The following is a 26863-nucleotide window of genomic DNA, read 5'->3' on the forward strand; positions in this document are numbered from 1 at the left end:
GTTAGCCCAGGAGCGTCACCAATGTCGAGCGATCCCCGCACCGTGCCCGCGGCGCTTGATCGTTTGGCGCGCCGGTTACCCGACCACGACGCGCTGATCACCGACGATCGCAGCTTCATCGCCGCAGACCTGCGCGATGAGGTCTACCGAGCGGCCGCTGCACTGATCGCCCTCGGTGTGCAGCCGGCAGACCGGGTGGCTATCTGGTCGCCGAACACCTGGCACTGGGTGGTGGCCTGCCTGGCGATCCACCATGCCGGAGCCGCCATGGTGCCCTTGAACACGCGTTATACGGCCGGGGAAGCCGCCGACATCCTGGCCCGGACCGGTGCGCCGGTGCTGTTCGCGGCGGGCCGGTTCCTGGGCTCCGACCGGACGGGCGACCTGGACCGCGGTGCCCTGCCCGCGCTGCGGCACATTGTGCGGATTCCCATCGAGGACAACGACGGGACCTGGGACGACTTCATGGCCAACGCTGTCGACCTGGACGAGGTAACCACCCGAGCCGCTACCGTCTCACCCGACGACATCAGCGACATTCTCTTCACCTCCGGCACCACCGGGCGCAGCAAAGGTGTGCTGTGCGCCCACCGGCAGTCGCTGGCCGGCTCGGCGTCCTGGGCGGCCAACGGCAAAATCACCAGCGACGACCGCTACCTGTGCATCAACCCGTTCTTCCACAACTTCGGCTACAAGGCCGGCATTCTGGCCTGCCTGCAAACCGGGGCGACGCTGATCCCGCACCTCACGTTCGATCCGCTGCGCACGCTGCAGGCCATCGAGCGACATCGCATCACCGTGCTGCCCGGGCCGCCGACCATCTATCAGACGCTGCTCGACCACCCGGCGCGTCACGACTACGACCTCAGCTCGCTGCGCTTCGCTGTCACCGGCGCCGCCACCGTGCCCGTCGTGCTGGTGGAACGCATGCAGTCCGAACTCGACATCGACATCGTGCTGACGGCCTACGGACTGACCGAGGCCAACGGCATGGGAACCATGTGCCGCGCCGACGACGACGCGGTGACCGTCGCCACGACGTGCGGGCGGCCCTTCGCAGACTTCGAATTGCGCATCGGGGAAACAGGCGAAGTCCTGCTGCGCGGACCGAACGTGATGCTGGGCTACCTGGACGACCCGGAGGCGACCGCCGCGGCCATCGACGCCGACGGATGGCTGCACACCGGCGATATCGGGACCGTCGACGAAGCCGGCAACCTGCGAATCACCGACCGGCTCAAGGACATGTACATCTGCGGCGGGTTCAACGTCTACCCCGCCGAGGTCGAGCAGGTGCTGGCTCGGATGGACGGCGTGGCCGACGCCGCGGTGATCGGAGTTCACGACGACCGACTGGGCGAAGTCGGCCGTGCGTTCGTGGTCGCCCATCCAGGCGCCGCCCTCGACGAGGAGTCGGTAATCGCTTACACCCGTGAGCATTTGGCGAACTTCAAGGCTCCGCGGTCGGTGCGGTTCCTCGACGAGTTGCCCCGCAATGCCGGTGGCAAAGTGGTCAAACCCCAACTGCGAGAACTGGACTGAAACGGACGAAATGGACCTGGCATTCGACGACGAGACCCTGGCCTTTCAGGCCGAGGTCCGCGACTTCCTCTCCGCAAACCGGGAGTCGATCCCCACCAAGTCCTACGACAACGCGGAAGGCTTTGCCCAGCACCGCCGTTGGGACCGGATACTTTTCGACGCCGGCCTATCGGTCATCACCTGGCCGAAGAAGTACGGCGGCCGCGACGCCCCGCTGTTGCACTGGGTGGTGTTCGAGGAGGAGTACTTCCACGCCTGCGCACCGGGCCGGGCCAGCGCCAATGGCACTTCGATGCTGGCACCCACGCTGTTCGCGCACGGCACTGAGGAACAGCGAGACCGCATCCTGCCCAAAATGGCCAGCGGCGAACAGATTTGGGCCCAGGCCTGGTCGGAGCCCGAATCCGGCAGCGACCTGGCGTCGCTGCGGTCCACCGCGACCAGGACGGGCGGCGGCTGGCTGCTCAACGGGCAGAAGATCTGGAGTTCCCGAGCCCCCTTCGCCGAGATGGGTTTCGGGCTCTTCCGGTCCGACCCCGCAGCCGAAAGACACAATGGGCTGACATATTTCATGTTCGACCTCAAGGCCAAGGGCATCACGGTGCGCCCGATCGTGCAGCTGGGCGGCGACACCGGATTCGGTGAAATCTTCCTCGACGACGTCTTCGTTCCCGACGAGGACGTCATCGGCACCCCGAACGACGGCTGGCGCGCGGCCATGTCCACGTCGAGCAACGAGCGCGGCATGTCGCTGCGCAGCCCGGCCCGCTTTCTCGCCGTGGCAGAACGGCTGGTGCAGCTGTGGAAGGACCGTGGCTCGCCCCCGGAGTTCGCCGAGCGGGTTGCCGACGGGTGGATCAAGGCGCAGGCCTACCGGCTGCAAACCTTCGGCACGGTGACCAGGCTGGCCCGCGGCGGAGAGTTGGGCGCCGAATCGTCGGTGACCAAAGTGTTCTGGTCCGACCTCGACGTCGAACTTCATCAGACCGCGCTCGACCTCCTCGGCGCCCACGGGGAGCTCGCCGACCGGTGGACCGAAGGCCTGCTGTTCGCACTGGGCGGCCCCATCTATGCCGGCACCAACGAAATCCAGCGCAATATCATTTCGGAACGGCTGCTGGGTCTGCCTCGAGAAAAGAAGGGGTAGAAACGCTGATGGAATTCGCACTCGACGAACAGCAACGCGACTTCGCGGCCAGCATCGACGCCGCGCTCGGCGCCGCGGACCTGCCCGGCGCGGTGCGGGCGTGGTCGGCGGGTGACGTCACACCCGGCCGCAAGGTTTGGGAACAGCTGGCCAACCTTGGCGTCACCGCCCTGCTGGTACCGCAGAAGTTCGACGGTATCGAGGCTCATCCGGTCGACCTGGTGGTGGCCCTCGAACGTCTCGGCCGCTGGTGCGTGCCCGGCCCGGTCGCCGAATCCCTCGCCGTGGCACCGGTTTTGCTCGCTGAAGACGAACGCTGCGCCGAGCTGGCTTCCGGGGAGTTGATCGCCACCGTCGCAATGCCACCGCAGGTGCCGCGCGCTGTCGACGCCGATACCGCCGGATTGGTGCTACTGGCCGACGGCAGCACAATCGCCGAGGCCGAAGCCGAAGCCGATACGGAGCATGAGTCCGTCGACCCCAGCCGCCGCCTCTACGACGTCGCGGCAACGGGTAAGAGCTGGCGGGCCCCGAAGGAACAAGTCGAACGTGCCTACGAGTTGGGCGTGCTGGCCACCGCGGCCCAGCTCGTCGGTGCAGCACAGTCGCTACTTGACGCGGCCGTCGACTACGCCAAGCAGCGCTCTCAGTTCGGCCGGGCGATCGGCTCGTATCAGGCGATCAAGCACAAGCTCGCCGACGTGCACATCGCCATCGAGCTGGCTAGCCCGCTGGTCTACGGCGCCGCTTTGTCGTTGACACCTCGTGACGTGAGTGCCGCGAAAGTCGCGGCGTCGGACGCGGGCCTGCTGGCCGCGCGCTCTGCACTACAGACTCATGGCGCCATCGGATTCACCCAGGAACATGACCTGTCACTATGGCTGCTGCGGGTGCAGGCTTTGCGGTCGGCGTGGGGTACGCCGCAGGAGCACCGGCGGCGAGTGCTGGAGGCGTTCTAATGACTGAAGAACGGGAGATGCTGCGCGACACCGTCGCGAATCTGGTAGCCAAGCATGCGAATCCGTCGGCCGTGCGTGCGGCAATGGAGTCCGACCGCGGCTACGATGAGTCGCTGTGGCAGCTGCTCTGCGAGCAGGTCGGGGCAGCCGCGCTGGTGATACCCGAGGAGCTGGGCGGCGCTGGTGGCGAACTGGCCGATGCCGCAACGGTTTTGCAGGAGCTGGGACGGGCACTGGTGCCCTCCCCGTTGCTGGGCACCACGCTCGCCGAACTGGCCCTGCTCGCAACGCCAGAACCAGACGCCGAGACGTTGGAAGCGCTGGCCGGCGGAACCTCGGTCGGAGCACTGGTGCTCGACCCCGACTACGTGGTCAACGGTGATATCGCCGACGTCGTTGTCGCCGCCACGGACGGCCAGCTGAGCAGGTGGACGCGGTTCACCGCCCAGCCCGTCGCCACCATGGACCCCACTCGCAGGCTGGCCAAGGTGCGGCCCGACGACACCGAAGTGCTGGGAGCCGACCCGGGCTTGGCCGACACCGCGGCCATTCTGCTGGCCGCCGAACAAATCGGCGCCGCCGAACGGTGCCTGGAGCTCACCGTCGAATACGCCAAGAGCCGAGTGCAGTTCGGCCGGCCGATCGGCAGCTTTCAGGCCCTCAAACACCGGATGGCCGACCTGTATGTCAAAGTCGCCGCGGCCCGGGCGGTCGTCGACGACGCGTGCAACGAGCCCACGCCCACCAACGCGGCGACTGCGCGGCTGGCCGCCAGCGAGACGCTGTCCACCGTGGCCGCCGAGGCCATTCAGCTACACGGCGGCATTGCGATCACCTGGGAACACGACATGCATCTGTATTTCAAACGCGCGCACGGCAGTTCGCAGCTGCTTGCCACCCCACAGGAACTGCTGCGCCGACTGGAAGCAGAAGTCTTTACGGCGGTACCCACCCCGTGAACGACCGGGTGGCCCTGCGTGCCGGCATTCCGCCGTTTTATGTGATGGATGTCTGGCTGGCGGCCGCCGAGCGACAGCGCACCCACGGCGATCTGGTGAACCTGTCGGCGGGCCAGCCCAGCGCGGGCGCCCCTGAGCCTGTTCGCGCCGCGGCCGCCGCCGCGCTGCATCTCAACCAACTGGGTTACACTGTCGCACTTGGCATTCCAGAACTGCGGTCTGCGATCGCGACGGATTACCAGCGCCAGTACGGAATCGCGGTCGAGCCCGACGCGGTGATTGTCACCACCGGATCGTCGGGTGGTTTCCTGCTCGCCTTTCTGGCCTGCTTTGACGTCGGGGATCGGGTGGCGTTGGCCAGCCCCGGCTATCCCTGCTACCGAAACATCCTGTCGGCGTTGGGATGTGAGGTCGTAGAGATCCCATGCGGCCCAGAGACCAGGTTTCAGCCCACCGCCCAGAAGCTCGCTGAACTCGACCCGCCGGTGCAGGGCGTCGTCGTCGCCAGCCCGGCCAATCCCACCGGGACGGTCATCCCACCCGACGAGTTGTCCGCGATCGCGTCGTGGTGTGACGCCTCCGGGGTGCGACTGATCAGCGATGAGGTCTACCACGGCCTGGTCTACCCCGGGGCGCCCCCGACCAGCTGCGCATGGCAGACCTCGCGAAATGCTGTCGTAGTCAACAGCTTTTCCAAGTATTACGCGATGACCGGCTGGCGGCTGGGCTGGCTGCTGGTTCCGGTCGGGCTGCGTCGTGCCGTGGACTGCCTGACGGGCAACTTCACCATCTGCCCACCGGTGCTGTCGCAATTCGCCGCGGTTTCCGCGTTCACCCCGGAATCGACCGCCGAGGCCGACGGCAACCTACAGCACTACACGAGCAACCGCTCGCTGGTGCTCGACGGGCTGCGCGCGATCGGGATCGACCGGCTGGCACCCACCGACGGGGCCTTCTACGTGTACGCCGACGTCTCGGACTTCACCGATGACTCGCTGTCGTTCTGCTCAAAGCTGTTGGGTGACACCGGCGTTGCGATCGCACCGGGTATCGACTTCGATCCGGCGCGCGGCAATCAATTTGTCCGGCTGTCGTTCGCCGGGCCGACGAGCGACATCGAAGAAGGCCTACGACGAATCGGGCGCTGGTTGAGCGTCCAGTAGCCGGTCGATGCGGGCTTCAAGCACACTGCGCTCGCCGACATCCGCAACGTTGATCCCGAACCGGTCAGTGAGCACCTCAATCACCCCTGCCGCATCTTCCAGTCGGATCTTCTCGGTCTCGCCCTTTCGGTGAATGGTCAGGTTGCGGTCGGCCAGGTTGCAGCGGGCGTCGTCGGTGACCCTCGCCACCATCAGGTTGGTCACGAAATGCGACGACGGGTGGGTCGAGACGTACCAGCTCCCCACCTTCAGATCGATCATCGGCGCCGTCCTCGTGGTGAATTCATACAGCGGCTGCCATTGGTCGCGCAGCTGCGCCTGCAACACCAGCCCGTCGCGGCGGTCCTCGAGGCGAAACGGTTCGAGCGTGGTCTGCTGGACGCTGCCCGTTTCCAGCCGAATCGGCGACGTGGGCGACTGCCCGCCGAAACCGACGTCGACGAGAAACGACCCTTGCGAACCGGGGAAGGTGACCGCCAGCACGGTGTGGGTCTGCGCCGGCAACGGGGAGCCGGGCGGCATCATCCAGACCACGCGGCCGGCCAATCTGCGCACCCCAAAGCCGATTTCCTCCAGCACGTAACCCATCAGGCCGTTTTGCTCGTAGCAGTAGCCGCCCCGATGCCGTTGCACCAGCTTGTCGAACAGCGCCTCGCGACTCAGGTCGTCGACCGGCACGCCCAGCAGCGGATCCAGGTTTTCGAACGGAATGGATTTGGTGTGAGCGGTGACGAGACTCTGCAGTACTTCCAGGCTCGGCTCGACGGCGCCTTGATAGTCGACGCGGTCGAAGTATCGGGTCAGATCGAGTGCCATACGGCCATTCTGGCCCGGGCGAAATTTGTATTTCGCAGGGCGCCCTGAAACGTTCGCCAAACCGGTCCCGCTGAGTTGACGTTTCGCTAGTCTTGACCTCGCGAACGACCTATCGCATTGGAGGGTGAGGCCAAGATATGGCTGACGGACCCACAACCGGCCCAGCACGCCCGTCGAGCGGGCTCGCCGAAGAGCTGGCCGAGGCCGGATTCGAGAATGCACAACAGGTGGCGCGGGGCGGCGCGGGAGTGATCTACCGCTGTTTCGAAACGGCGCTCGGCCGAAACGTCGCAGTAAAAGTCCTGCCGTCACATTTCGACGAGGAGAGCCGGGAACGTTTTCTGCGAGAGGGCTACGCGATGGGCGGGCTCTCCGGGCATCCGAACATCGTCCACATCCTGCGCGTCGGGGTGACCCCGAGTGGCAAACCGTACATCGTGATGCCTTACCACGCCGCGGATTCGCTGGCGGTGCGGTTGCGCCAGGAAGGCCCGCTGCCGTGGCCCGAGGCTTTGCGGGTCGGCGTAAAGCTCTGCGGTGCATTGGAAACCGCACATAAGACCGGCACGCTGCATCGCGATATCAAGCCCGCAAACGTGCTTATAAACGATTACGGCGAACCGCTTCTGAGTGATTTCGGAATCGCCCATATCGAAGGCGGCTATGAAACCGCCACCGGTTTTTTCTCCGGCACAATTGACTACACCGCGCCCGAGGTGATGACCGGGAATCCGGCAACGGTCGCATCCGATCTTTACTCACTTGGCGCAACTATTTATGCGCTCATTGCGGGCGGTGCAGCGCACGAGCGTAAGAGCGGTGAAGATCTCATCGCTCAGTACCTGCGGATCAGCACCAACCGGGTGCCGGACATGCGTCCGGAGGGAATCCCGGATGCGGTGTGCTCGGCGATCGAGAAGGCGATGTCGATCGATCCTGCGGGACGGCCGGAATCTGCGGCGCAGTTCGGCCGCGAACTGCAGGCCGCGCAGCGCAGCAGCGGCTTCAAACCCGATTCGATGGCAATCACCAACACCCCTACCGGTTCGAGCCACACAGTAGTCACGCCGGCAGGTGCCACTCGACCGCCCACCGGGCAGACCAGCGCGCAGACAGCTGCGCACTCTGCGACCTCTGCTGGGTCGAGCATGCATGGGTCGACACAACATCTTGCGGATCCGATCGGCGCCACCTCCTCCGTCCGGCAGCCAATGGGTCCGGAGGCAGGACCTGCCGGTCGCGATGAGTTCTCGCAAGCGACCAACGTATTGCGTGGCGGGGGCGGCTCCCAACCGCCACCGCCCCCGACGGGCGCAACTCACGTAATCCCGCCATACGCCGACCCCACCAGCATCTCAACGCCATCGGGCCCCCCATCACCACCGCCCTCGGCGCCGCCCAGCGTCCCACCGTCACCGGGTCCATCGAGTCCCGTCCCGCCCCGCGGCAGGAAAACGGGTCTGGCGGGGTGGTTCGCGGAGCCGGGAAAGAAACGGAATCGGATGGCTATGGCCGGCGCGGCGGCCCTCGTGGTCGTCCTGTTGGTCGTCGGCGGTATCTATCTGCTGACGGGAAACAACAAGAACGACCACAAAGTCGCCAGCCAGCCCAGCACCCAAGCGCCGGTTGTGTGGAAACCGATTACCAATGCGCCGATCGCGCGCGACGCGGCGGCAACCACCCAGACCGACGGCACGATTTGGATCTTCGGCGGCATCCGGAGCGACGGCGCTGTCACCGCTGTGCACGAGGGTTACGACCCGGTGGTGGACGCGTGGAAGGCCGGCGCAGACCTACCGGCCCCCGTCCAGCGCGCCATGGCGGTGACGTGGCAGGACAACCCGATTGTGCTCGGCGGCTTGAAGACGGAAAGCGGCAAGAAAGTCGCCACCGACAAGGTTTGGCGAGTAGTCAACGGTCAATGGGTGGAGTTGCCACATCTATTGCAGCCACGGGCCGCGGGCGCGGCCGCAACGGTCGGCGCCCCGAACACCCCTGCCGAACGCATCATCGTGACCGGCGGCGTGGACGCGAACGGCGCGCCGCTGAATACGACCGAAATCTTCGACGGCACCTCGTGGACGCTCGGCGCTCCGATTCCGACCCCGCGGCAGATGCTGGGCGCAGCGTCGGACGGAAAGCTGATGTACACCGTTGGCGGCAACAACGGAACCGCGGACCTGTCGACCGTCGAGGCGTATGACCCCGCCGCGAAATCTTGGACGGCGCTGGCCGGGCTTCCGCAGCCGCGCAGTGACCTCGGCGTGGCATTCGCCGATGGGCGCGTGGTGGCCGTCGGCGGTGTGTCAAATGGAGAAGTCCTCAAGAGCGTTTCGGTGCTGGATCTGATGACGAAGACCTGGGACGCGTTGCCGGACATGGCGAGCCCCAGGCACGGCATGGCGGTCGATGCGGTGGACAAGTCCGTGTACGCGGTCGGCGGGTCGTCCGCTGCCGGAGATGGCCAGGTGGTCGCCACGGCAGAGGTGCTGACTTTGCCGCCTCGCAAGATTCAGCCCGCGTCGCAGTGGCGTTCGCTTCCGGACGCGCCGACCGCCAGGCTGATGATGGCCTGGGCCGTGCTCAACGACAAGATCTGGATCATGGGTGGCCTGCGCAACGGCGTGCCACTGCAGACGGTCGAGAGTTACGACCCGAAGACGGGGGTCTGGCAACCTGGGCCGCCCTTGCCCATCCCCTTGCATCACGCCGCAGCCGCGACCTACCGCGGCGAGGTCGTGGTAATCGGGGGCGAAAGCGAAAAGAACATCGGCAACGGGACCAACAAGGTGTTCGCGCTGCGTGGCAACAGTTGGGTGGAGCTGGCGAGCCTGAAGCATGCCCGCGTGGCGCCGGCGGCAGCAGTGGTCGGGGACAAACTAGTGGCCGTCGGCGGGCAGAGCGCCAAGCAACTCGTCCCGCAGACCGAGGTCTTCGACGGCAGTTCGTGGAAGGATGCCGCCGACATGCCGACCCCGCGTGAGCACCTGGCGGCGGTCTCGGACGGCACCTACGTCTACGCGGTTGGCGGGAGGTTCCTGTCCGCCTCCAAGAACACCGCGGCGCTGGAGCGGTTTGATCCGGCGTCGGGCTCATGGACCAAACTGGTGGGCATGCCGACCCCGCGGGGCAGCTACGGCGCGACGTATATCGACGGCCGGATCGTAGCGGTCGGCGGCGAATTGCCCACTCAGGTCGTGAACGTGGTCGAGATGTACGACATTGCCGACAACAAGTGGAGCACCCTCGCCCCCATGCCCACCTCGCGTCATGCGGAGGTGGTCGCAACGGTTGGCAATACGGTCTACGTCATCGGCGGAGCAAACCGGCCATCACATGAAGGCCCGATCGCGACCGTCGAAGCGTTGGACTTCATGTAGCTTTTGGCAAGCTCTTTGCACTGTCGGCATTCCTAGTTTTAGTTATGTCGAATATGGGGATCCGGTATGGACGGCTGCAGCCAGCAACCAAAACCGTCCGTCAACGGAGCTCAATATGCATACCAGCAATACCGTCTGGATCGTGATTGCCGCGGTAGTGGCCATCTTGGTCATCGCGGCCCTGGTCTTCGCGGCCAGCCGGGCATCCAGAAGCCGCCGTCAGCGGCAGGCCGAACAAATCCGCGAACAGGCCAGGCTCGAGACGGCCAAGCTCGAACGTCGTGAGGCGCTGGCCGACGAGACAGCCGCCAAGGCGCGTGCCGCGCAAGCAGAAGCCGAGGTCAAGGCCGCCGAAGCCGCCAGGCTGCAGGAACGGGCGGCCAAGCATCAAACCGAAACCGCCGCGTCGCGTGAACAACTTGACGAGCAGTGGAATCGCGCGGACAGCATCGACCCGAAGGTCAAGAAGGAAGCGCGTGAAGACCGGGATCGGTCGGTGCCGGGCCGCCACGAGGTGCCGGGCGACGAATCATACGAACCGACGACCGATGCGGAGGCGGGCGGGCACGACCATCGCGCCCCATCCACCTGAGCTTGGCTCTGCGCGTGAGGCTACTGCGAAATTTCCCCCTTTGATATTTCGCAGTAGCTTCACGACCCCGGGCTATAACGTCGGACCTCTTGACGGCAGCGGCGAGCGATCTCTTGCTCGCGCGCATACAGCAGGCCGTAGGTAAAGCCGTTCTCGCCGTCGGCAGTCCCCGCGGTGATCCCCAGCTGCCGGAGTATCTCAGCGGCGACCACAGTGTCCTGATGATCGCCGAGCACAGTTTGAATGTGCTTGTAACGCTTGACTGTTCGTTTCGCGGACTTGTCCAGCGGCCTATACAGCTCGGCGGCGTAGCGGGCACGCTTGGCGGCTTTCCGTGCGCGGTGCAGCAAGGCGCCGTCCCTTGTTTGAAGGGCCTCTGCGAGGCGGCGATCCGCTTTCCGCTGTGCACGCCAAGCTCTTTTTCGCAGGTCCTTGGAGCTGATGCCGCGGTTGACGGGCGGTTCGACGCGCAATTGGCGCAACGCCGCTATGATGCTCGCGTAGCGCTCGGTCTCCATCGCCTCACTTACCCGAGTGCGCGCCGGCAGCTCGATGCCTTGCAGATGGTTGCGGATCCGTGCGGTGACGGGACCGAGGATCAGTTCGTCGGGCATCTTGTCGAGCGCGTCGGTGAACCGGCGTTGCTGCACTTGGCAATCGCGGACTTCGCCGAGCAGACCGGCGCACCACATCAGTTCGGTGTCGAGGTCGCCGACCGCTGCCTCATCCAAAGCTTTGCCGAATACACGCAGCGTGCTTCGCAACCGCCGGATCGCCACTCGCGTGTCGTGAATGGGGTCCTGCCCACGACGCAGGCCGAGGTCCCCGGCCATTATCTGATCGATCTGGGTATTCAGGTAGCCGGCAAGCGCTCGTGTGGCCTGCATGTGTCGAAGCATTGCCGAATCGCGGGCTCGCAAACATACGACGCTCGCGACGGCCCGGCCGATTGGCCTGGACACACCGGTCACTCCCGTCACCGGAGAAGAGGACTATGTCTTTTGTCCACCTCAGCGCGACAAATTGGCTTGCCGCGCAACGACTGTCGCTGCGAGTTGGACAAAACACACCCGCCCGGAATTCTGTGACGGATGAGACTCATGAAACACGCAGCGCTCACGCCGCGCATCATCGGCTGACTAAAGCCAGGTGTCCTGCGTGGTAGTGGTGAGAAAGGCTTCCAGGTCGTCACGCCACTGAGCGGGCGTGGTCTTGTCCGGCTCGATGCCGGTGTAGTCGCCGCGATAGAACAGCAGCGGCCGCGGCTTGATCTTAGGAACCTCGGATAGCGAAGCAACCGCGCCGAACACCACGAAGTGGTCCCCGCCGTCGTGCACCGAGGCCACCGTGCAGTCGATGTACGCCAGCGAGCCATCGATGATCGGCGAACCCAGTGGCGAAGCGCGCCAATCGATTCCGGCGAACTTGTCGGGTTCCTTGGACCCAAACCGGGCCGAGACGTCCTTCTGCTGCTCGGTCAGCACGTTGACGCAGAACCGCCCGCTGGCCTCGATGGCCTTCCAGGATCGCGACACCTTGGTCGGGCAGAACAGCACCAGCGGCGGGTCAAGTGACAGCGCCGCGAAGGACTGGCACGCAAAGCCGATCGGGACGTCGTCGTGCACCGTGGTGATGATCGTGATTCCGGTGCAGAACTGACCGAGCACGCTGCGGAACGTGCGCGGGTCAATCGGCGCGGCAGCCATTTCGCTTCAAGTTAGCCGCGCGCGCCGACGGTGAAGTCGTGGCCCCACAGACTGACGGCGGTGCTCTCCCGGGCGATCCAGTCGTGGTCCTCGACTTGCCTGCCCTCGCAACCGAATTCGACGTCAAACCCACCGGGCGTCTTCATGTAGAACGACAGCATCAGGTCGTTGACGTGGCGGCCGAGGGTAGCCGACATCGGCACCTTGCGGCGCAGCGCGCGGTCCAGGCACAGGCCCACGTCGTCGGCGTTCTCCACCTCGACCATCAGGTGCACGATCCCGCTGGGCGTCGGCAGCGGCAGGAAGGCCAGGCTGTGGTGACGCGGGTTGCAGCCGAAGAAGCGCAGCCACGCCGGCGCGCCGTCGGCGGGGCGTCCCACCATCTGCGGTGGCATCCGCATCGAGTCACGCAGCTTGAATCCCAGTACATCCCGATAGAAGTGCAGCGCCTCGGCGTCGTCGCGGGTGGTGAGCACCACGTGCCCCAGGCCCTGCTCGCCGGTGACGAACTTGTGGCCGTACGGGCTGACCACCCGGCGGTGTTCCAGAGCCGCACCGTGAAACACCGCAAGCGGATTGCCCGACGGGTCGGAGAACAGGATCATCTCGTCCACTCGCCGTTCGGCGAGCTCGGCGGCGGTGGCCTCCTTGTACGGCGTGCCCTCGACGTCGAGCCGGTTCCGGATCTCTTGCAGGCCTTCGGCATTCGCGCATTCCCAGCCTGCCTCCGCAAGACGGTCCTGCTCGCCGGGCACGATCACGAGCCGAGCCGGAAAGTCGTCCATCCGCAGATAGAGAGCGCCCTCGGTGGCGCCCTTCCCCTCGACCATGCCGAGAACTTTCAAGCCGTACTCGCGCCACGCCGCCATGTCGGTGGCCTCGATGCGCAGCCAGCCCAGCGAGCGAATGCTCATCACGCACCTCCCAGGAAATCGATCGTGAGCTTGTTGAACTCGTCGAACTTCTCCACCTGCGCCCAGTGTCCACATTGCCCGAAGACGTGCAGTTGCGCACGCGGAATGGTCTTCAGCGCCACCAGCGCTCCATCCAGCGGATTGACCCGATCCTCACGGCCCCAGATCAGCAGCACCGGCTGGCGCAGCTTGTACACCTCGCGCCACATCATGCCGAGCTCGAAATCGGCCCCGCCGAACGACATTCCCATCGCCCGGGTGGCGGTCAGTGATTCCGGCGTGCTGGCCAACTCGAAACGCTGATCCACCAGCTCGGGGGTGATCAGCTTCTGGTCGTAGACCATCACTCGCAGGAACGCCTCCAAATTCTCGCGGGTGGGCTCCACGGAGAACTTGCCGAGCCGCTTCACGCCCTCGGTCGGGTCGGGCGCGAACAGGTTGACGCTCAACCCGCCCGGGCCCATCAGCACCAGCCGCCCGGCCCGGTCCGGATAGTCCAGCGCGAAGCGGACCGCGGTGCCACCGCCCAGCGAATTGCCAACCAGCGGAACGCGACCCAGCTGCAGCTGGTCGAAGAGCCCCTTGAGCGCCCGCGCTGCGTACCGGTTGAACTGGCCGTGCTCGGCCCGCTTGTCGGAGTGACCGTAGCCCGGCTGGTCGACGGCCAGCACGTGGAAATGACGAGCTAGCACCGCGATGTTGCGGGAAAAGTTCGTCCAGCTCGACGCGCCGGGGCCACCGCCGTGCAGCAGGACGACCGTCTGGTCATTGCCGACACCCGCTTCGTGGTAGTGCAGCTTCAGCGGTCCGTCAACCTCCACTTCGGCGAAGCGCGAGGTGGATTCGAACGTCAATTCCTCGGTGCCGACAGTCACTATGCGCCGCTCCTCCTCATCACTTCGTTCTGCATCGTCGCCGGCGGGCTACACCATGGTGTCGCCGGGCGGCAACCCGAACTCGTGGTTTCCGAAGATCACGTATGCCCGTTCGGGGTCGTTGGCCGCGTGCACCCGGCCGGCGTGCGCGTCGCGCCAGAAGCGTTGCACCGGTTGGTCATTGGCCAGCGCCGTGGCGCCCGACGCCTCGAACAACCGGTCGATCGAAGCGATCGCTCGCCCGGTCGCCCGCACCTGGTCACGACGAGCGCGGGCCCGCAGATCGAACGGAATCTCCTTGCCGGCCGCCAACAGCGCATACTCGTCACCGACGTTTCCGATCAGCTGTCGCCATGCGGCGTCGATGTCGCTGGCCGCCTCGGCGATTCGCACCTTCGCGAACGGGTCGTCCTTCGCCTTCTCACCGGCGAATGCCGCGCGCACCCGCTTGCCCTGGTGCTCGACGTGCGCGTCGTATGCGCCGTAGGCCATACCTACGATCGGGGCCGAGATGGTCGTGGGATGCATCGTGCCCCAAGGCATCTTGTATACCGGGGCGGTGTTGGTCCGGTATCCTCCGGCGGTGCCGTCGTTCATCGCCTTGTAGGACAGGAACCGGTGCCGCGGCACGAAGACATCCTTGACCACCAGCGTGTTGCTGCCGGTTCCGCGCAAACCGACGACATGCCACACGTCGTCGATGCGGTATTCGGTGCGCGGAATCAGGAAGCTGCCGAAATCCACCGGGCGGCCGTCCTTGATCACCGGGCCGCCCACGAACGTCCAGGAGGCGTGGTCGCAACCAGACGACCAGTTCCACGATCCGTTGACCAGGTATCCGCCGTCGACCACGACGCCGGCACCCATCGGGGCGTACGAGGACGAGATGCGGGTCTTGGGGTCCTCGCCCCACACCTCCTCCTGGGCCTGCTGGTCGAACAGCGCCAGATGCCAGTTGTGCACGCCGACGATCGAGCTCACCCAGCCGGTCGAGCCGCACGCGCTCGCAATACGTCGCGTCGCCTCGTAGAACAGCGTCGGATCGCACTGCAGGCCACCCCATTGCTCGGGCTGCAGCAGGGTGAAGAAGCCGACCTCGTCGAGCTCCTGGACCGTCTCTTCGGGCAGCCGGCGCAGGTCCTCCGTTGCCTGGGCGCGCTCCCGAATCTTGGGAAGCAGATCATCGATGGCGGCCAACACCGACTGCGCGTCACGCTGTTGAATGGACGTCACTTACGTTTGCCTCCTGGGCCAGACCTACCGAGTGGATTACCCGAAAGACTAGAACACGTTCCGATTTGTGTCGAGCAGGGTATTCCTGCGGCTGGTAGCGATACCAATCGGGTTTTCTGTAACATGTTCTAGTTGTGACCCGTGGCGATCGCAGGATCGGCGCAGCCGATCGCAGCGGGCCGTGACGGAGAAAGGACGGGCGGTGACCGACGCGATTCCCGACGAGCCACTCGGCGACCACGTCCTTGAACTGCAGATCGCCGACGTCGTCGCCGAGACCGACGAGGCGCGGTCACTGGTGTTCGCGGTGCCGGACGGCCCGAACGACCCGGATATCCCGGCGGAGCGGCTGCGCTACGCGCCCGGCCAGTTCCTGACGCTGCGAGTTCCCAGCGACCGCACCGGCTCGGTGGCCCGCTGCTACTCACTGTGCAGCTCGCCCTACACCGACGACGCGCTGACCGTCACGGTCAAACGAACCGCCGATGGATACGCGTCCAACTGGCTGTGCGACAACGCCCACAAGGGCATGCGGATCCACGTCCTGGCGCCGTCGGGCAACTTCGTGCCCAAAACGCTGGACGACGACTTCCTACTGCTCGCGGCGGGTAGCGGGATCACTCCGATCATGGCGATCTGCAAATCGGCGCTTTCCGAGGGCAGTGGTCACGTAACGCTGCTCTACGCCAACCGCGACGACCGCTCGGTGATCTTCCGCGACGCCCTGCGTGAGCTGGCTGCCAAGTATCCCGACCGGCTCACCGTGGTGCACTGGCTGGAGTCGCTGCAGGGTCTGCCGAGCGCGACCGCGCTGGCGAAGCTGGCCGCCCCCTATATCGGGCGGCCGGCATACATTTGCGGGCCCGGCCCGTTCATGCAGGCGTCCAGGGAAGCGTTGACCGCGCTCGACGTTCCTGCCCAGCTAGTGCACATCGAGGTGTTCAAGTCGCTGGATTCGGATCCGTTCGCCGCGGTGAAGATCGAAGACGCCGGCGACGAACCCCCTGCCACCGCGGTCGTGGAGTTGGACGGTGAGACCCGCACCGTGTCATGGCCGCGCCACGCCAAGCTGCTCGACGTGTTGCTGGCCGCCGGCCTCGACGCGCCGTTCTCATGCCGAGAGGGCCACTGCGGTGCCTGCGCGTGCACGCTGCGCGGCGGCAACGTGAGCATGGAAGTCAACGACGTGCTGGAACAGCAGGACCTCGACGACGGGCTGATATTGGCCTGTCAGTCGCACCCGGAAACCGATTCGGTGGAAGTGACCTACGACGAATAGCCGCAAGCGTTAAGTTCTCCTTGAGGTCGGCAGTGGGATTGCAGGGGAAGGCAAGCATGATGAAGCGGCTGGTGATGGGGTTTGCTGTCGTCGGACTTATGTTCCCGTTCGCACCTGCCGGAACAGCTCATGCGGCGAGTAACACCGCCACCACCCTGTTTCCGCTGGACGGCCCGAACCAGCTGGAGACGCACGCCTTCATCAATTGCATCAAAGCGAACGGCAGCTGCGACTTCACCGTCGGAGCCGACATGCAAACCCCCGACGGTGTGACGGGCTTCCCGTCCGGGCTTTGGGCGCGCCAGACCACAGAGGTCCGCTCGTCGAACCGGCTGGCCTACCTGGACGTCCATGCGAACGGCCAGTACGAGCGGGTCAACAAGTCGGGGGGGAGCGACGAGATCACCACCGTCTACTTCGGTGACGGACCGCCGGACAAATACCAGACGAGCGGCCGCATCGACTCGACCGATTGGTCGACCGGCCAGCCCAAGACCGACATCAACGTCTTCCTCTGCACCCACATCCAGGTCGTCTACCCGGGGGTCAACATCACCTCGCCGAGCACTTGCGCGCAGGCGAATTTCTCCTAGGGTTTGGCTTTCGGCGTGAATCGTGGGCTTTGGGTGTGCAGCCTGGGCGCAGATCCAGCGCTGACTCCCGCCCCACGCTCACGCTGAAAGCCCTACGTTCACACCGAAAACCGTCAGTACACACTCGAAGCCCATGGATATGTCTCTAGGTGGAGATCGCTAGCGCGGCAATTCGAGCAACCGCTCGGCGGCGACGGTGAGCAGGATCTGCTCGGTGCCGCCGGCGATCGTAAGACAGCGGGTATTGAGGAAGTCGTGTACGGCGCGGTTTTCCACGAGGCCGCCACCCTCGGACACGTCCATCGCGTATTCGGCCAGCGCCTGGCGGTAGCGCACGCCGATGAGCTTGCGCACGCTGGACTGCGCACCCGGGTCCTGACCGCCAAGCGCCAGCTGGGCGATCCGCTGGTCGAGCAGTGCGCCGGTGGCGGCGGTGGCGATCAGCCGCCCGAGCCGGTCTTGATCGGCGGCGTCGAGGTCCAGCTCGGCCAGCACCTTGAGCAGCTCTTCCATCGGGTTGCCCAGGGCGGTGCCGGTGGCCATCGCGATGCGCTCGTTGGCGAGCGTGGTGCGGGCCAACCGCCAGCCGTCGTTCACCATGCCGACCACCATGTCGTCGGGAACGAACACGTTGTCCAGGAACACCTCGTTGAACAGCGAGTCGCCGGTGATCTCCCGCAGCGGCCGGATTTCGATTCCGGGCGATTTCATGTCCACCAGGAAGTAGGTGATGCCTTTGTGCTTCGGTGCGTCCGGGTCGGTGCGCGCGAGGCAGACTCCCCATCGCGCCTTGTGCGCCGCCGATGTCCACACCTTCTGTCCGGTGAGCAGCCAGCCACCCTCGGCCCGCACGGCCTTAGTGCGCAGCGACGCCAGGTCCGAACCGGCTCCCGGCTCGGAAAACAGTTGGCACCAAAGGAATTCACCGCGCAAGGTGGCCGGGACGAAGCGCTCTATCTGCTCCGGCGTGCCGTGCTCGAGGATGGTCGGCGCCGCCCACCAGCCGATCACCAGGTCCGGACGCTCCACGCCGGCCGCAGCCAGCTCCTGATCGATCAGCAGTTGCTCGGCCGGCGACGCGTCGCGCCCGTACGGCGGGGGCCAATGCGGCGCCTGCAGAGCTGAATCGGCCAGCGCCACTTGCCGCTTCTCCTCGGGCAGCGCGGCAACCTCGCCGACGGCCGCGGCAATCTCCGGACGCAGGCTTTCGACATCCGACAGATCGATACCGAGGCGGCGCCGGACACCGTCCTGGGTCAGCGCGGCGACGCGCCGTAGCCAGCTCTCGGCGCCGCCGAGAAAGCGGCCGATGCTGTGGGCCCGCCGCAGGTACAGGTGCGCGTCGTGTTCCCAGGTGCAGCCGATCCCGCCGAGCACCTGAATGCAGTCTTTGACGTTGGCCTTCGCCGCGGTCATGCAGATGCTCGCGGCCAGCGCCGCAGCGATGGCGAACTGACTTTCATCGCAATCACCGGCGGCCCGGGCCGCATCGGCGGCGGCCACCTCGGCCTGCTCGGCCCGGCACAACATTTCCGCACACAGATGCTTGACGGCCTGGAAGCTACCGATCGGCTTGCCGAACTGCTCACGCACCTTGGCGTAGGCGACCGCGGTGTCCAGGGCATAGCGGGTCACCCCGGCCGCCGCGGCGGCCAGCACCGTCGCGGCCAGGTCGGCTACCGGCCGCTCGGCCAGCAACGACGCCTCCGCCGAGGTCAGCACCACCCGGGACAGCGGCCGGGAAAAGTCGGCGGCCGGCAGTGGCTCAATCGACACCCCTTCGGCGGTGCTGTCCACCAGCAACCAATCCCCCGCGGCCGGCAACACCAGGAACCCACCGGGCGCGGCGCCCAACACCCACGGCAAAGTGCCGGACGCGCGCGAAGTGTCTCTGTCGAACCGCACCTCCCCTTCGAGCGCGAGACCGGCGAAGCGTTCGCCCGACGCGAGCGCGCTCAGCACGTCGGGATCCGTCGCGACCAGCGTTGCCAGCGCCGTCGTTGCGACCGGCCCGGGCGCCAGCACCTTGGCGGCCTCCTCGACCATCGCGCACAGGTCTTCGATGCTGCCGCCCGCCCCACCGTGCTCCTCCGGGACGGCGACTTCGAACAGTCCCAGGTCGGCCAGGCCCGCGTATACCGGCCGCCAGGCGTCGGCGTCGCCTTGCTCAATGGCGCGGACAGCCTGGCTCGGGCCCGAGTTCCGGGACCAATCGCGCACCAACTCGCGCGCGGCAGACTGTTCGTCGGTGACGGTCCCTACCACGTGTGAGTCCTCCGCGTGCTGTTCGACGTGACAAGCGGGGCGATCTGCCCCTGGTCCCAACTGTCCGACTCCTCCTCGGCTTGCTCCACAACCCGCATCGTCGGACTAGAACGTGTTCTAATAGTGCCAGTAGTCGACCGTCAAGTCGAACGCCATTGCAGCAGGACACGTGGTTGTGTCGGCGGCCGGGAGGTGGGAAATTCACACACGAAATGCGTATCGTTTGCGAACGGACCGCCGGAAAAGGAGCTACCCCTCAGATGTCGCCAACGAACACAAACCCGGGCCGCGCCGCCGACACCGCGCAGCCCCGAGAGGTGGTGAACGTGGCGGTATTGGCTGAATCCGAGCTCGGTTCGGAGGCGCAGCGGGAACGGCGTAAGCGCATCCTCGACGCGACCATGGCCATCGCGTCCAAGGGCGGCTATGAGGCGGTGCAGATGCGGGCGGTGGCAGACCGCGCTGATGTCGCGGTCGGGACGCTGTACCGCTACTTCCCGTCGAAGGTGCATTTGCTGGTGTCGGCGCTGGGCCGGGAATTCACCCGGATCGACGCCAAGACCGACCGTTCGGCCGTTGCAGGGGGCACCCCGTTTCAGCGACTGAAGTTCATGGTCGACAAGCTCAACCGGGCGATGCAGCGCAATCCGCTGCTCACCGAGGCGATGACCCGCGCATACGTGTTCGCCGACGCCTCCGCGGCAAGCGAGGTTGACCATGTCGAGAAACTCATCGACAGCATGTTCGCGCGCGCGATGGCCGACGGCGAGCCGACCGAGCACCAGTACCAAGTCGCCCGCGTGATCTCCGATGTCTGGACGAACAACCTGCTGGCTTGGCTCACCCGCCGAGCCTCGGCGACCGACGTCAGTAAGCGGCTCGACCTGGCCGTGCGGCTGTTGATCGGCAACGGCGAAGGTTCTCGCAGCTGATTCTGCGGCCATGCGGGCGTCAATGCGCGCGACGGGCTTAGGCGGGCGGGCCCGCGGTGCGTCCCCGGATCAGCTCAGTGGCCAGCAGTTCGACAACCGGCAGACCCGACCGCGGCGGCTTCTGCACCAGTTCACCCGCTCGGCGTCCCTTCTGCAGGCTCGGCTGCGCAACGGTGGTCAGACCGCGGCTGATCGCCTCCGGGACGCCGTCGAAACCCGTGACGGTCAGCTGGCCGGGGACGTAAATGCCATGTCCCCGTAAGTAATCCATGGCCGATAAGGCCAGTATGTCTGCGGTGCACATGAGCGCGGTGATGCGTGGATTGGCGTCCAGCGCCACCTTCGCGGCGTCGCCGCCGGAGGCAGGCAGGTGCTCGTAGCTCTCCACCACGGTGAGCGATTCCGGGTCGATGTCGTGCGCCGTCATCGCCTCCCAGACCCCGATGATCCGCTCGCGCTGCACATCGAACGTGGGCGACTTCAGCCGTTGCGCGTCCACCAGGCCGTGACGTCGGTCCCGGCCCAGACGCATGGTGAGAAGGCCGATCTCGCGATGCCCCAATCCCATTACGTAGTCTGCGATTTCGCGCATCGTCGCCCGGTCGTCGATACCCACCCGCGACACTCCGGGCAGGTCCATCGGCTGGTCAACGACCACAACCGGCAGCCGCCGTTGCAGGACCACCTGCAGATAGGGGTCTTCGTCGCAGACCGAATAGACCACGAAACCGTCCACCCCGGCGGAGAGCACGGCGGCGGTTCCGTCGGTCAGGCTGCGGCCGGGTCCCACCGCTACCAGCAACAGCCCCTGCCCCAGTTCTTCGCACGATTGCGCCACTCCCGCAACGAAATCCCGGGCCGCGGGGTCGCTGAAGGAGTAGGTGAGCGCTTCGGTCATCACCAGACCGATCGCGCCGGCTTTGCGGGTACGCAGCGATCGCGCCACCGGATCGGGTCCCGCGTAACCCAACCGCTTCGCCGTGGCGAGCACCCGCTCCCGCAGTTCGGGTGAAAGCTGATCCGGTCGGTTGAAGGCGTTCGAGATGGTGGTCCGCGAGACCTTCAGCTCGGCCGCCAAGGACGCCAGAGTCGCACGCCGGCGCGGTGTGGGACTCACGTCCGGCCACGCTACAGCGGATTCGCGGGCGCAGGTAAGCGCCGCGTGACCCCGCTTTACTAATGGAAACGATTTTCATTAATATTGGTGGTCAGCTTAGGGCCGGCGAGAGGAAATCGGGCGTGCGGACGGCTCTTGTGGCGATCGCAAGCGCGGCGGCGCCGCGCGAAGCGGGTCGGCACCATCGGGTCCTGAGACACGAATGGCGCTAGTGAACACCGGCGACCCGCCGCGCCCGGCCAGGGCGCGCTGGCGCTGCACCGTCATCGCCGTCTTGATCGGCTCGACGTTGTTGACCGGCTGTGCCACTAGCGGTGGGGCGCACCCGCACGCCGGCGCGGTCGTGGCGTCCACCGACGTGTGGGGCAGCGTCGCGCGGGCCGTCGCCAAAAGTCATCTCACCGTCAGGTCCGTGCTGTCCGCCCCCGAGACCGATCCGCACTCGTACCAAGCCAGCCCGTCGGACGCCGCAGCGATCGCCGACGCGGCCCTGGTGGTTTACAACGGCGGCGGGTACGACCCGTGGGTCGAGCAGGTGCTCGCCGCCCATCCTGGAATCAAATCGGTCAATGCGTATTCACTTCTCGAGCCCGCCAGCTCCGGAGCCGGGCCGCCCGACGAACACGTCTTCTACGACCTGAACGTCGCCAAGTCGGTCGCCGCGCTGATCGCCGACCGGCTGGCGGCCATCGACCCGGCCAACGCCGCCGACTACCGCGCCAATGCCGCAGAGTTCTGCCGCGGTGCCGACGCGATCGCCATCTCCGAACACGCCATCGCCGCCAACTACCCCGCGACCGGCATCATCGCGACCGAACCCGTCGGGCACTATCTGATCGCCGCTTCTGGCCTGGTGAATCGCACCCCGCCCGCCTTCACCGCGGCGAACGAGAACGAAACCGATCCCTCACCGGCCGACATGGCATCGGTTCTGGACCTGATCAACCACCGGCAGGTAGCCGCGCTGCTGGTCAACCCGCAGACGTCCAGCGCCGCCACGAACGGCCTCAAGGACGCTGCCCGCCGCGCAGGTGTCCCGGTGACCGAAGTGACCGAGACCCTACCGCCGGGCACCGATTACCTGACGTGGCAACGCAATACGGTCAACCAGCTGCTCGCCGCACTGCGGTCGGGCCGATGAGCGCGTGAGTCACCAGGCTGTCGGGGTCGTCGGCCGCGGTGCGCAGAGCGTTTCGCTCCAGGGTGCCCGGTTGGCGTTCGGCGATCGCGTGCTGTGGGATCACCTTGACCTTTCGGTGTCGCGCGGAGAGTTCGTCGCGGTGTTGGGGCCCAACGGCACCGGCAAGACGTCATTGCTCAAGGTGCTGCTGGGGCAGCTTCCGCTGAGTGCCGGCGTCGCGCTGGTGGAAGGCAAACGCATCACTTCGGGCAGCGGCCACATCGGGTATGTGCCGCAGCATCGGCCGATGGACCGCGACGTCATGGTGCGCGGGCGTGACCTGGTCGCGCTTGGCATCGACGGTCGCCGGTGGGGCTGGGTGTCGCTACGCCCCGCCGATCGGGCCGGCCGGCGCGAGGCCGTGCGGCGGGCGCTGCGTCAGGTGAACGGCGAACGGCTGGCGGATCTCCGCGTCGGGGTGATGTCCGGCGGCGAGCTGCAGCGGGTGCGCGTAGCGCAGGCGCTGGCCAGCGACCCGAGGCTGCTGCTTTGCGACGAGCCGCTATTGACGCTGGACCCGGCCAACGCGAAGTTGATAGCGGCGCTGATCGACCGGCGCCGCCGGCAAGCCGAGACCACGGTCATCGTCGTCACCCACGAGGTCAACCCGATCCTGCCGTACGTGGACCGCGTGCTGTACCTGGTCGACGGCCGGTTCACCGTCGGCACCGTCGAGCAGGTGATGACGAGCCAGACACTGTCGCGGCTTTACCAGGCCGACATCGAGGTGGTGAAGGTCAAGGGCCGGTATGTGGTCGTCGGCGCGCCGGAACAGATGGTGCCGACCCACGATGGGCACGTCTGATGAACTACCGGCTCGCCGAGATGCTCGACCATCTGTTCTCTTTCGACATCACCGCCCACCTGCTCCGACACGACTTCGTGCAGCAGGCGCTGATCGCGGCGGCGTTGCTGGGCCTGGTCGCCGGGCTGATCGGCCCGTTTATCGTGATGCGCCAGATGTCGTTCGCCGTGCACGGCTCCAGCGAACTTTCCTTGACCGGCGCCGCGTTCGCTTTGCTGGTCGGCTTCCAGGTGGGCCTGGGTGCGCTGATCGGCAGCGCACTCGCGGCGGCGCTGTTCGGTCTGCTCGGTCAGCGCGCCCGCGAGCGGGATTCGGTGACCGGGGTGGTGCTTGCGTTCGGCCTGGGATTGGCGGTGCTGTTCATCCATCTCTACCCGGGTCGGACCGCGACCAGTTTTGCTTTGCTGACCGGCCAGATCGTCGGAGTCGGGTATTCCGGGCTGGCGATGCTGGCAGCCGTTTGTCTGCTCGTCATCGCCGTGCTCGCGGTCTGCTACCGGCCCTTGCTGTTCGCCACCGTCGACCCGGAGGTGGCCGCCGCGCGTGGGGTGCCGGTACGCGCCCTGGGCATTGTGTTCGCCGCACTGGTCGGGGTAGTGGCCGCTCAGGCCGTGCAGATCGTCGGGGCACTGCTGGTGATGTCGTTGCTGATCACGCCGGCGGCAGCGGCGGCCCGCGTAGTGACCTCGCCGGTCGCGGCGATCGTGGCGGCCGTGGTGTTCGCCGAAGTTTCGGCCGTCGCAGGCATCCTGCTGTCCCTGGCGCCCGGCGTGCCGGTCTCGGTGTTCGTCGCGACCATTTCGTTTTTGATCTACCTGTTTTGTTGGCTGATCGGCCGGCGACGCCAGTACGCCAGCACTTAAGCTTGTCCAACGCAACACCCGAGCCGGTTGGACGGGTTTTCTTTCCGGCTCACGCGCCGGTAGGAAAACGATGATGCGTCAGCAAATTGCGATACTTTTGCTGCTGAGCGTATGCACGCTGGTCGCCGGATGCACCGACCGGGTCAGCGGGAAGGCCGAACCGGCCGACAAGTCCGGCCCGTACGCCGAGCCGCCGCTACCGATCTCCGCGCTTGCCGGACTGCTTCTCGACGTCGGACAGATCAACAGCGCTCTCGGCGCGACCTCGATGAAGATCTGGTTCGACGCCCGCAAGATGTGGGATTGGAGCGCCGACGTGACCGACCCAAATTGCCTCGCCGTGGATGGGCCCGCGCAGGCCAAGGTCTATGCCAACACGGGCTGGACCGCTATGCGGGGCCAGCGGCTCGACGACAGCGTGGACGGCTCCAAAAGGCGCGACCACTACGCCATTCAGGCCGTCGTCGCTTTCCCGTCCGGCCGCGACGCCGCATCCTTCTTCAAGTCCTCCATACAAAGCTGGCCCGCCTGCTCTCAACGCCGGTTCTCCGACCCGACCCCGGGTCAGCCCGACACCGTGTGGGCGGTGGCCGAGGTCACCAATCGGGACGGCACCCTAAGCACGTCGGAGGTCCAGGAGGGCGGCGACGGATGGACGTGTCAGCGCGCGCTGACCGTGCGCAACAACGTCGCCATCGACATCGCGACGTGCGCGTTCACCCAATCGGGTTCGGCGGCGAGGGACATCGCCATGCAGATCGCGGCCAAGATGGCCAAACAGTAGGCGATGCAGCCGGCGTCGGCGACGTTGTCCAGCTAGTTGCCAGGGTGTCGAGGTGCGCAAGCTCATAAGCTAGATCAATGACGCGCATCGACCTCAATGCCGACTTGGGCGAGGGTTTCGGCGTCTGGCGTCTCGGTGATGACGAAGCCATGCTTGGGATCGTCACCAGCGCCAACGTCGCGTGCGGTTTTCATGCCGGCGATCCGGCCGGCCTGCTTCGCGTGTGCCGGTCGGCCGCCGAGCGGGGCGTGCGGATCGGCGCGCAGGTGAGCTATCGCGACCTGGCCGGGTTCGGCAGGCGCTTCATCGACGTCGCCCCCGAGGACCTGCTCGCCGATGTGGTGTATCAGATCGGCGCTTTGCAGGCCCTCGCGCAGGCCTGCGGATCGGCGGTGTCATACGTCAAACCCCATGGGGCGCTGTACAACACGATCGTTCGTGATCGCGAACAGGCCGCCGCTGTCGCGGCCGCGGTACACATGGTCGACGCCACCCTGCCGGTGCTGGGCATGACCGGTTCGGCGTTCTTCGACGAGGCGGCCCGGGTCGGACTGCGAACGGTGCCCGAGGCATTCGCAGATCGTGCGTACCGTGCCGACGGCCAGCTGGTTTCCCGACGCGAACCCGGCGCGGTGCTGCACGACCCGGACCTGATCGCGCACCGAGTACTCGACATGGTGACCACCGGCCAGGTCGCAGCGGTCGACGGCACCGCGGTCCCCGTCGCCGTGGAATCTGTTTGTGTGCACGGTGATTCACCCGGTGCGGTGCAGATCGCGGCTGCGGTGCACGATCGGCTGAAAGCTGCGGGCATCGAGATCAAGGCTTTCTGCTGATGCGAATGAAGCTGGGGCGTCCCGATATCGGGCGGTATTCGGACCGTTTCGACGTGCCCGTCGCCGAATCGGTTGCGCCGCTGTCGGTTACCTGGCTCGGTGTGACGACCCTACTGCTCGACGACGGCACCTCAGCCGTGCTGACCGACGGCTACTTCTCCCGCCCGGGTCTGCCGCAGCTGGCTTTCGGCAAGGTGTCGCCGTCCTCAGAGCGTGTCGACGAATGCCTTGCACGGGCCGGGATTTCGCGGCTGGAGGCCGTCATACCCGTACACACGCACATCGACCACGCGATGGATTCCGCGCTGGTGGCCGACCGGACTGGCGCGAAAATCGTCGGGGGTGAGTCGGCGGCCAACGTCGGGCGCGGATACGGGCTGCCCGACGACCGTATCGTCGTGGTGGCGTCCGGTGAGCCAATTCAATTGGGCGCCTTCGACGTAACGCTGGTGGAGTCGCATCACTGCCCGCCGGACCGGTTTCCCGGAGTGATCGGCGAGCCGGTGGTGCCGCCGGTGCGGGCGTCGGCGTATCGCTGTGGTGAGGCATGGTCGACGCTCATCCAGCATCGGCCGACGGGGCGCAGGCTGCTGATCCAGGGCAGCGCCGGGTTTGTCAAGGGCGCGTTGGACGGCTATCGCGCCGAAGTGGTGTATCTGGGGGTCGGACAGCTGGGTGTGCAGCCGCGGTCGTACTTGGTCGACTACTGGACCGAGGTGGTGCGTGCGGTAGGAGCACACCGGGTGGTTCTCGTCCACTGGGACGATTTCATGCGGCCGCTGTCAGAACCTCTGCGCGCCTTCCCCTATGCTGCCGACGATCTGGACGAGTCCATCCGCATCCTCGACGAGCTGGCTGCATCCGACGGTGTCGCGCTGCACATGCCGACCCTGTGGCGGCGCGAGGACCCCTGGGTCTAGAAC

Annotated in this window: 24 protein-coding genes; 16 read left to right on the forward strand and 8 right to left on the reverse strand. The window is 66.3% G+C overall.

All coding sequences use genetic code 11. From position 1 onward, the window contains the following. The first annotated feature begins 21 nt into the window (after window positions 1-21). The 5 genes from fadD3 to A9W99_RS00965 are packed head-to-tail and all read left to right on the forward strand — an operon-like array spanning window position 22 to window position 5770. On the forward strand, window positions 22-1542 hold the full coding sequence (gene fadD3, locus A9W99_RS00945) for a 3-((3aS,4S,7aS)-7a-methyl-1,5-dioxo-octahydro-1H-inden-4-yl)propanoate--CoA ligase FadD3 (RefSeq protein ID WP_067371985.1): 1521 nt from the start codon (window positions 22-24) through the stop codon (window positions 1540-1542). A 10-nt stretch (window positions 1543-1552) separates the two neighbouring features. Further along, window positions 1553-2689, forward strand: a complete 1137-nt coding sequence (locus A9W99_RS00950; protein ID WP_067371988.1) for an acyl-CoA dehydrogenase family protein — start codon at window positions 1553-1555, stop codon at window positions 2687-2689. Between the two features lie 8 nt (window positions 2690-2697). Further along, a complete protein-coding gene (locus tag A9W99_RS00955) occupies window positions 2698-3648 on the forward strand; it encodes an acyl-CoA dehydrogenase family protein (protein WP_067371991.1) in 951 nt (316 codons plus the stop codon). After that, entirely contained in the window at window positions 3648-4607 is a 960-nt protein-coding gene (locus A9W99_RS00960) for an acyl-CoA dehydrogenase family protein (RefSeq protein WP_067371994.1), read from the forward strand. The genes A9W99_RS00955 and A9W99_RS00960 overlap by 1 nt, the downstream gene beginning before the upstream one ends. Beyond that, window positions 4604-5770, forward strand: a complete 1167-nt coding sequence (locus A9W99_RS00965; RefSeq protein WP_067371998.1) for a pyridoxal phosphate-dependent aminotransferase — start codon at window positions 4604-4606, stop codon at window positions 5768-5770. The genes A9W99_RS00960 and A9W99_RS00965 overlap by 4 nt, the downstream gene beginning before the upstream one ends. Here A9W99_RS00965 and A9W99_RS00970 read toward each other — a convergent pair. Continuing rightward, a complete protein-coding gene (locus A9W99_RS00970; RefSeq protein WP_067372002.1) occupies window positions 5735-6586 on the reverse strand; it encodes an arylamine N-acetyltransferase in 852 nt (283 codons plus the stop codon). The genes A9W99_RS00965 and A9W99_RS00970 overlap by 36 nt on opposite strands. A gap of 137 nt (window positions 6587-6723) precedes the next feature. Here A9W99_RS00970 and A9W99_RS00975 point away from each other — a divergent pair, with 137 nt between their 5' ends. Continuing rightward, window positions 6724-9966, forward strand: a complete 3243-nt coding sequence (locus tag A9W99_RS00975; RefSeq protein WP_067372005.1) for a kelch repeat-containing protein — start codon at window positions 6724-6726, stop codon at window positions 9964-9966. A gap of 115 nt (window positions 9967-10081) precedes the next feature. Then, window positions 10082-10558, forward strand: coding sequence for a hypothetical protein (locus tag A9W99_RS00980; protein ID WP_067372007.1), 477 nt, complete (start codon window positions 10082-10084; stop codon window positions 10556-10558). Window positions 10559-10617: 59 nt separating this feature from the next. Here the strand turns inward: A9W99_RS00980 and A9W99_RS00985 are convergent, their stop codons facing one another. The 5 genes from A9W99_RS00985 to hsaA form a co-directional block, all read right to left on the reverse strand. Beyond that, complete coding sequence (locus tag A9W99_RS00985; protein WP_067372010.1) at window positions 10618-11445, reverse strand: CHAD domain-containing protein; 828 nt, start codon at window positions 11443-11445, stop codon at window positions 10618-10620. 252 nt (window positions 11446-11697) lie between these two features. Then, a complete protein-coding gene (hsaB, locus tag A9W99_RS00990) occupies window positions 11698-12264 on the reverse strand; it encodes a 3-hydroxy-9,10-secoandrosta-1,3,5(10)-triene-9,17-dione monooxygenase reductase subunit (RefSeq protein WP_067372013.1) in 567 nt (188 codons plus the stop codon). Between the two features lie 11 nt (window positions 12265-12275). Then, window positions 12276-13178: an iron-dependent extradiol dioxygenase HsaC gene (hsaC, locus tag A9W99_RS00995; protein WP_067372016.1), complete on the reverse strand. Its 903-nt coding sequence runs from the start codon at window positions 13176-13178 to the stop codon at window positions 12276-12278. Then, window positions 13178-14053, reverse strand: a complete 876-nt coding sequence (gene hsaD / locus A9W99_RS01000; RefSeq protein WP_067372019.1) for a 4,5:9,10-diseco-3-hydroxy-5,9,17-trioxoandrosta-1(10),2-diene-4-oate hydrolase — start codon at window positions 14051-14053, stop codon at window positions 13178-13180. The genes hsaC and hsaD overlap by 1 nt, the downstream gene beginning before the upstream one ends. Window positions 14054-14101: 48 nt before the next feature. After that, window positions 14102-15286, reverse strand: coding sequence for a 3-hydroxy-9,10-secoandrosta-1,3,5(10)-triene-9,17-dione monooxygenase oxygenase subunit (hsaA, locus tag A9W99_RS01005; protein ID WP_067372020.1), 1185 nt, complete (start codon window positions 15284-15286; stop codon window positions 14102-14104). 202 nt (window positions 15287-15488) lie between these two features. On the opposite strand from hsaA, the gene A9W99_RS01010 reads away from it, so the two are divergent. Next, complete coding sequence (locus A9W99_RS01010) at window positions 15489-16565, forward strand: ferredoxin--NADP reductase (protein ID WP_156622889.1); 1077 nt, start codon at window positions 15489-15491, stop codon at window positions 16563-16565. A gap of 59 nt (window positions 16566-16624) precedes the next feature. Continuing rightward, the gene (locus A9W99_RS01015) at window positions 16625-17158 is read left to right on the forward strand and encodes a hypothetical protein (protein WP_067372401.1); all 534 of its coding nucleotides are present in this window, start codon (window positions 16625-16627) and stop codon (window positions 17156-17158) included. A gap of 159 nt (window positions 17159-17317) precedes the next feature. Here the strand turns inward: A9W99_RS01015 and A9W99_RS01020 are convergent, their stop codons facing one another. After that, window positions 17318-19423 carry an acyl-CoA dehydrogenase gene (locus A9W99_RS01020; RefSeq protein WP_067372024.1) on the reverse strand — a complete coding sequence of 702 codons (2106 nt, stop codon included), beginning with the start codon at window positions 19421-19423 and terminating at the stop codon, window positions 17318-17320. Window positions 19424-19749: 326 nt separating this feature from the next. Here A9W99_RS01020 and kstR point away from each other — a divergent pair, with 326 nt between their 5' ends. Next, window positions 19750-20355, forward strand: a complete 606-nt coding sequence (gene kstR / locus A9W99_RS01025; protein WP_172828782.1) for a cholesterol catabolism transcriptional regulator KstR — start codon at window positions 19750-19752, stop codon at window positions 20353-20355. 37 nt (window positions 20356-20392) lie between these two features. On the opposite strand, the gene A9W99_RS01030 is transcribed toward kstR, so the two are convergent. Then, the gene (locus tag A9W99_RS01030) at window positions 20393-21472 is read right to left on the reverse strand and encodes a LacI family DNA-binding transcriptional regulator (RefSeq protein WP_067372031.1); all 1080 of its coding nucleotides are present in this window, start codon (window positions 21470-21472) and stop codon (window positions 20393-20395) included. Window positions 21473-21674: 202 nt separating this feature from the next. On the opposite strand from A9W99_RS01030, the gene A9W99_RS01035 reads away from it, so the two are divergent. The 6 genes from A9W99_RS01035 (at window position 21675) to A9W99_RS01060 (ending at window position 26860) form a co-directional block, all read left to right on the forward strand. After that, window positions 21675-22613 (forward strand): metal ABC transporter solute-binding protein, Zn/Mn family, encoded by a 939-nt coding sequence (locus A9W99_RS01035; protein WP_067372038.1) that lies wholly within the window; start codon window positions 21675-21677, stop codon window positions 22611-22613. A 4-nt stretch (window positions 22614-22617) separates the two neighbouring features. Next, complete coding sequence (locus tag A9W99_RS01040; RefSeq protein ID WP_067372041.1) at window positions 22618-23457, forward strand: metal ABC transporter ATP-binding protein; 840 nt, start codon at window positions 22618-22620, stop codon at window positions 23455-23457. Beyond that, window positions 23457-24320, forward strand: coding sequence for a metal ABC transporter permease (locus A9W99_RS01045; protein WP_067372047.1), 864 nt, complete (start codon window positions 23457-23459; stop codon window positions 24318-24320). The genes A9W99_RS01040 and A9W99_RS01045 overlap by 1 nt, the downstream gene beginning before the upstream one ends. A gap of 70 nt (window positions 24321-24390) precedes the next feature. After that, the gene (locus A9W99_RS01050) at window positions 24391-25104 is read left to right on the forward strand and encodes a sensor domain-containing protein (protein WP_067372050.1); all 714 of its coding nucleotides are present in this window, start codon (window positions 24391-24393) and stop codon (window positions 25102-25104) included. Between the two features lie 77 nt (window positions 25105-25181). After that, the gene (locus A9W99_RS01055) at window positions 25182-25940 is read left to right on the forward strand and encodes a LamB/YcsF family protein (RefSeq protein ID WP_067372054.1); all 759 of its coding nucleotides are present in this window, start codon (window positions 25182-25184) and stop codon (window positions 25938-25940) included. Further along, complete coding sequence (locus tag A9W99_RS01060) at window positions 25940-26860, forward strand: MBL fold metallo-hydrolase (RefSeq protein WP_067372057.1); 921 nt, start codon at window positions 25940-25942, stop codon at window positions 26858-26860. Before A9W99_RS01055 ends, A9W99_RS01060 begins: the two co-directional genes overlap by 1 nt. Window positions 26861-26863 lie beyond the last annotated feature (3 nt).

The sequence above is a fragment of the Mycobacterium sp. 1164966.3 genome (assembly GCF_001665395.1).
Taxonomy (GTDB): domain Bacteria; phylum Actinomycetota; class Actinomycetes; order Mycobacteriales; family Mycobacteriaceae; genus Mycobacterium.